Source organism: Streptomyces sp. MK37H, from assembly GCF_018035285.1.
In the GTDB taxonomy this organism is placed as follows: domain Bacteria; phylum Actinomycetota; class Actinomycetes; order Streptomycetales; family Streptomycetaceae; genus Streptomyces; species Streptomyces endocoffeicus.
On record NZ_JAAAYH010000484.1, the window covers coordinates 1 to 6,468 of the forward strand.

Sequence of the window (6,468 nt, forward strand, 5' to 3'; positions counted from 1 at the left end):
CCGAGGCGGCCGGAGCATCCGGCGCGACCGAGCCCGCACCGTCCGCCCCCGTCCGCGCCTCGCCCAGCCGCCCACCGGTTCCGGCGTCCGCCGTCGGCTCGTACGCGGCGGCGGGTGTCCGCTCCACACCCGCGACCGCGTCCGCCGTCGGCTCATGCTCGCCACCGGATACGGCGGCCCGTGGCCACTCCGCGCCTGCGGCCGCCTCCGGCGCGGATACGCGTGCCTCCGCGCGTGGGCGCCCGGCCGCGTGTGCGGCGCCCAGTGCCGACTCACGCCGAGCCACCGGCAGGGGGGCCGGTCCACTCAAAGCAGCAGCCCCGGAGCCCGACCGCGCCTCCGCGCCCGCGCCCGGCGCGGATCCGCGCGCCTCGGCACGCGGGTCCCCGGCGGCACACGCGACGGACAAGCGGACGCCACCCCCGTCGGAGGCGGACCGGAGAGAGACGGCCGGGCCCGGGCGTACGGCGCCCACCGCCGACTCATGCCGAGCCACGGCCGGCGAGGCCGGTCCACTCAAGGCAGCGGCCCCGGGACCCCGGTCCGGCCCCGGCAAACGCAGCACCCGGTCCGCCAGTGGCAGCAGTGCCGGGCGGTGGACGACCAGAAGGACCGTGCGGCCCTCGGCGAGCCGACGCACCGCCTCGACGACAGACGCCTCCGTCTCGCCGTCCAGGTTCGCCGTCGGCTCATCCAGGAGCAGCAACGGGCGGTCGGCCAGGAAGGCGCGGGCCAGGGCGATCCGTTGGCGCTGGCCCGCGGAGAGCCCCGCGCCCATCTCGCCCAGCCGAGTCTCGATCCCGTCCGGCAGTGCGGAGACAAAACGCAGCGCGTTCGCGTCCCGCAGGGCGGCTCGTACCGCCTCGTCGTCGGCGTCCGGCCGGGCCAGCCGGACGTTCTCCGCGATCGTCCCGGCGAAGAGGTACGGGCGCTGGGGCACCCAGGCGATCTGGCGCCGCCAGCTCTCCGGGTCCAGGGAGGCCAGGTCCCGGCCTCCGATCAGCACCCGGCCCGCGTGCGGCGCCGCGAAGCCGAGCACGGCGTTCAGCAGGGTCGACTTCCCGGCACCGCTGGGACCCACGACGGCGACCGTCTCCCCCGGGCGGATCTCGCACGAGGTCCGGGCGAGGGACGGTTCGGTACGCCCGGGGTGGCGGATCACCAGCCCGTCCAGCGCCAGCGCGGCACCCCGAGCGTCGGGGGCGGGCGAACCACCCACCCCCGAGGGCTGGCGCTCCAGCACCGCGAAGACCTCGTCCGCCGCCGTCAGCCCCTCCGCCGCCGCGTGGTACTGCGCACCCACCTGCCGCAGCGGCAGATACGCCTCAGGGGCGAGCACCAGCACCACCAGCCCGGTGAAGAGGTCCATCTCGCCGTGCACCAGCCGCATTCCGATGTCGACCGCGACCAGCGCGACCGACACCGTGGAGAGCAGCTCCAGGGCCAGGGAGGACAGAAAGGCCAGCCGCAGCGTCTTGAGCGTGGCCCGCCGGTAGTCGCCCGTGATCGCACGGATCGATGCGGCCTGGGCCTTGGCCCGGCCGAAGACCTTGAGCGTGGGCAGCCCGGCGACGACATCGAGGAAGTGCCCGGACAGCCGGGACAGCAGCCGCCACTGACGGTCCATCCGGGACTGGGTGGCCCAGCCGATGAGCATCATGAACAGCGGAATCAGCGGCAGCGTGGCGACGATGATCAGCGCGGAGATCCAGTCCGCGGTGACGATCCGGGCGAGCACCGCCACCGGCACCACCACGGCCAGCCCCAATTGGGGCAGATAGCGTGCGAAGTAGTCGTCCAGCGCGTCGATGCCCCGGGTGGCGAGGGTGGTGAGTTCACCGGTTCGCTGGGAGTCCAGCCAGCTCGGCCCCAGCCGTACGGCCCGCTCCAGCAGCCGCAGCCGCAGCTCCGACTTGACCGCCGCACCGGCCCGATGGGCGGCCAGCTCGGTCAGCCAGGAGACAACCGCCCGGCCGACGGCGACCAGCGCCAGCAACCCCAGCGGAAGCGTCAGCGCCGTCACGCCGTCGCCCCGCTGGAAGGCGCCCACCACGATCTCGGCGATCAGCATCGCCTGCGCGATGACCAGTCCCGCTCCGGCCAGGCCCAGCGCCACGGAGGCGGCCAGGAAGAAGCGGGTGGCCCGTGCGTACCGCAGCAGCCGAGGATCGATTGGTTTCACGTGAAACACCGCACCCGTGTCAGTGGGTGGCCGGGATGTGCCGGGTGCCGATGCGCTTGCGGAAGACCCAGTATGTCCACGCCTGGTAAGCCATGATCAGCGGCATCATGATGGCGCCGACCCAGGTCATGATCTTGAGCGGGTACGGGCTGGAGGCCGCGTTCGCCGCCGTCAGACTCCACGCCGGGTCCAGCGAGGAGGGCATGACCTCGGGGAAGAGCGCCAGGAAGAGCATCGCGACGGCCGCCGCGACGGCCACCCCGGACAGTCCGAACGCCCAGCCCTCACGCCCCCGCTGGTTCATGATCAGCGCCGCGGCCAGCGCCAGAACGGCGATGACGACCGCCACCAGACTCCGGGCGTTCCCGCTGTCGCTCTGCGTCCAGACCAGGAACGGCACCGCGGCCACGACGGTGGCCGACCCGAGCCGGGCCGCGTACCGCCGCGCCCGCGTCCGGATGTCCCCGTCCGTCTTGAGCGCGGCGAAGACGGCGCCGTGGAAGGTGAACAGCACCAGCGTGACCACCCCGCCCAGCAGGGCGTACGGCGTGAGCAGATCCGACAGACCGCCCGCGTAGTTCCCGTCCCGGCCGATCGGCACCCCGTGCACCAGATTGGCGAAGATCGCTCCCCAGAGGAACGCGGGCAGCAGCGAGCACCAGAAGATCGCATGCTCCCAGTTGCGCTGCCAGCGGTCCTCGGGGCGCTTGTGCCGGTACTCGAAGGCGACACCGCGCAGGATGAGGCAGACCAGGATGGCCAGCAGCGGCAGATAGAAGCCGCTGAAGAGCGCCGCGTACCAGTCGGGGAAGGCGGCGAAGGTCGCCCCGGCCGCCGTGATCAGCCAGACCTCATTGCCGTCCCACACCGGCCCGATCGTGTTGATCAGGACCCGGCGCTCGGTGCGGTCACGGGCGAGCAGCTTGGTCAGCACGCCGATGCCGAAATCGAAGCCCTCCAGGAAGAAGTAGCCCGTCCAGAGGAAGGCGATCAGCAGGAACCAGAAGTCGTGAAGGTGCATGATCCTCTCCGGCGGTCAGTACGCGAAGGTCAGCGGCTTGTCGGCGTCGTCCTCCGAGGCGGACCCGCCGCCCGGCCCACCCGGTCCGCTCGAGGGCAGCCGCAGCTTCGGGTCCTTGGCGGGCGGCCTCTCGTCCGTGTCCGGTCCGGCCTTGGCGTACTTGGTCAGCAGCCGCACCTCGATCACCGCGAGCACCCCGTACAGCAGCGTGAAGACGCCGAGCGAGATCAGCACCTCGGTCTGGCTGACGCCGGGGGAGACCGCGTCGGCGGTCTTCATCAGCCCGTAGACCGCCCACGGCTGCCGGCCCATCTCGGTGAAGATCCAGCCGAAGGAGTTGGCGATCAGCGGAAAGCCCATCGTGAGGATGCCGATCCGCCAGGACCAGGTGGACAGCAGCGGACTCATCTCGCGCTTCTTGGTGAGCATGAGCCGGGGCACCTCGTCCTCGCCGGTGCGGAACGCGGGCGCCAGCCACCGCTTGCGGCGGGTCGTCCACAGCCCGATCAGCCCGGCGACGAACGAGGTCATCCCGAAGCCGATCATCAGCCGGAAGCCCCAGAAGGTCATGAAGATGCTGGGGATGTAGTCATCGGGCTGACCGCCGTAGGCGTCGGCTTCCCGCTGGGCGATGTCGTTGATACCGGGGACGGAGTCGGTGAAGTTGCTGTGCGCCAGGAAGGAGAGCACCCCGGGGACCTCCAGCTCGACGCTGTTGTGCCCCTTGCTGACATCGCCGACGGCGAAGACCGAGAAGGGCGCGGGCGCCTGGGTGTCCCAGAGGGCCTCGGCCGCCGCCATCTTCATCGGCTGCTGCTCGAACATCACCTTGCCGAGCTGGTCACCGCTGATCGCCGTACCGAGCCCCGCGATCACCGCGACCACCAGGCCCACCCGCAGCGAGGCCCGCATCGCCCCGATCTGCTTCTTCCGCTGCTCGCCCAGCTCCTCGCCGCGCTCCCGGCGGCGCTTGGCCCGCAGCAGATGGAAGGAGGAGATCCCGATGATGAAGGCGGCGCCGGTGAGGAAGGCCGCGGTCAGCGTGTGGAAGACCACGACCAGGGTGGTGTTCTGGGTCAGCACCGCCCAGATGTCGGTGAGCTGGGCCTTTCCGGTGGCCTTGTCGATGGTGTAGCCGGTCGGGTGCTGCATCCAGGAGTTGGCGGCCAGGATGAAGTACGACGAGAGGATCGTGCCGAGCGAGACGATCCAGATGCAGGCGCAGTGGATCTTCTTGGGCAGCTTGTCCCAGCCGAAGATCCACAGACCTATGAAGGTGGACTCGAAGAAGAAGGCCAGCAGGGCCTCCATCGCGAGCGGTGCGCCGAAGACATCACCGACGAAGCGGGAGTAGTCCGACCAGTTCATACCGAACTGGAACTCCTGCACGATGCCGGTGACCACACCCATCGCGATGTTGATCAGGAAGAGCTTCCCCCAGAACTTGGTGGCGTGGAAGTACTTCTCCTTGCCCGTGCGGACCCAGGCGGTCTCCAGACCCGCCGTGATCGCGGCGAGAGAGATCGTCAGTGGCACGAAGAGGAAGTGGTAGACCGTCGTGATGCCGAACTGCCATCGGGCCAGCGTCTCCGGCGCCAGAGCCAGATTCACCTGAATCTCTCCTTACGGTCGTGCCTGCCCGCCGAGCGAGCTTGTGAACGTATTCACATTCACAAGCAATGATACGCACATGGCTTCGCCCCCTCCCACGGGGGGTGGTAGGGGGCGAATGGGGCACGTATGGGTATGCTGCGCACCTCTCGGAAGGGCCGTTGGGCCCCTTGCCAATGGGGCCCTCGACGGATCCGAAGGCGGCGTCCCGCCCGGCGGCCGTTCCGCCCGGCGGCCAACCCGCCGGGGGCGGCGGCCGGCCCGCCCGGCTCAGAGCTCCTTGCGGTACTCCTCCGCCGTCCGCAGGAAGATCTCGTTCGCCTCGCGTTCGCCGATGGTCACCCGCACGCCCTCACCCGGGAACGGACGGATGACCACGCCCGCCGCCTCGCACACCGCCCCGAAGTCGGCCGTGCGCTCCCCCAGCCGCAGCCAGACGAAGTTCGCCTGCGAGTCCGGGACCGTCCACTCCTGGGCGGTCAGCGCCTCCCACACCCGACCCCGCTCGGTGACCAGCGCGTCCACCCGCTCCCGCAGCGCGTCCTCGCTGCGCAGCGAGGCCACCGCCGCGTCCTGGGCGAGCTGGCTGACGCCGAACGGCACCGCGGTCTTGCGCAGCGCCGCCGCCACCGGCTCATGGGCGATCGCGAAGCCGACCCGCAGCCCGGCCAGGCCATACGCCTTGGAGAAGGTGCGCAGCACACACACATTCGGCCGGTCCCGGTAGAGGTCGATCCCGTTGGGGACCCGCTCGTCCCGGATGAACTCGATGTACGCCTCGTCCAGCACCACCAGCACATCGGACGGCACCCGCTCCAGGAACCGCTCCAGCGCGGCCCGGCGCACCACGGTGCTGGTCGGGTTGTTGGGGTTACAGACGAAAATCAGCCGGGTGCGGTCGGTGATGGCGTCCGCCATCGCCTCCAGGTCGTGCTCCTCGGCGTCGTTCAAGGGGACCCGCACCGACGTCGCCCCGGCGATCTGAGTGATGATCGGATATGCCTCGAAGGACCGCCAGGCGTAGATCACCTCATCGCCCGGCCCCGCCGTGGACTGGACCAGCTGCTGGGCCACGCCGACCGAGCCGGTCCCGGTGGCCAGATGCTCCAGCGGTACGTCGAAGCGGCTCGCCAGCTCGGCGATCAGCGCGGTGCAGGCGAGGTCCGGGTAGCGGTTGAAGGAGGCGGCGGCGTTCGCGGCGGTCTCCAGCACCCCGGCCAGCGGCGGATAGGGGTTCTCGTTGGAGGAGAGCTTGAAGGCCAGGGGGCCGCCCGCGGCGGCCGGCTTGCCGGGCTTGTACGTCGGAATGCCGTCCAGCGCGGCGCGCAGCTTGGGGCTCTTCTCGGTCACCGACAGTCCTCCTCGACCCATCCTGTCCCGGGCCCGTGCACAGCGTTCGCACACGGCAATACTGCACACCTTATGAGGATTCCCCCGTCTCGCGTACCCGCCGGGCGCCGCCGCGTATCCGCCCCCGGCGCCCGCGTACCCACCGGGGGGAGCGCCCCGCTTTTTCACGCGCGCCGGTGGCGAGCGCCGTGGCGCGCATCACCCGTGCAGGTGAGTTGAGACCTCTTCGAGACATGTATCAATCACCAGGCGTGGATATGCCAGGGGCGATCAGAGGCCCGGTGGAACCCCCAACTGGCTTCAC

General features: G+C 70.7%; 4 protein-coding genes. All 4 read right to left on the reverse strand.

The features are described 5' to 3' along the window. Positions 1-2,182 (reverse strand): thiol reductant ABC exporter subunit CydD (cydD, locus tag GWI24_RS38445; RefSeq protein ID WP_308344233.1); only part of this gene is annotated, 2,182 nt, incomplete at its 3' end. 19 nt (positions 2,183-2,201) lie between these two features. Further along, positions 2,202-3,203, reverse strand: coding sequence for a cytochrome d ubiquinol oxidase subunit II (gene cydB / locus GWI24_RS38450; protein ID WP_210950674.1), 1,002 nt, complete (start codon positions 3,201-3,203; stop codon positions 2,202-2,204). A gap of 15 nt (positions 3,204-3,218) precedes the next feature. Then, on the reverse strand, positions 3,219-4,814 hold the full coding sequence (locus GWI24_RS38455) for a cytochrome ubiquinol oxidase subunit I (protein ID WP_210950675.1): 1,596 nt from the start codon (positions 4,812-4,814) through the stop codon (positions 3,219-3,221). Positions 4,815-5,084: 270 nt separating this feature from the next. Further along, on the reverse strand, positions 5,085-6,164 hold the full coding sequence (gene hisC, locus GWI24_RS38460) for a histidinol-phosphate transaminase (protein ID WP_308344234.1): 1,080 nt from the start codon (positions 6,162-6,164) through the stop codon (positions 5,085-5,087). Between the last annotated feature and the right edge of the window lie 304 nt (positions 6,165-6,468).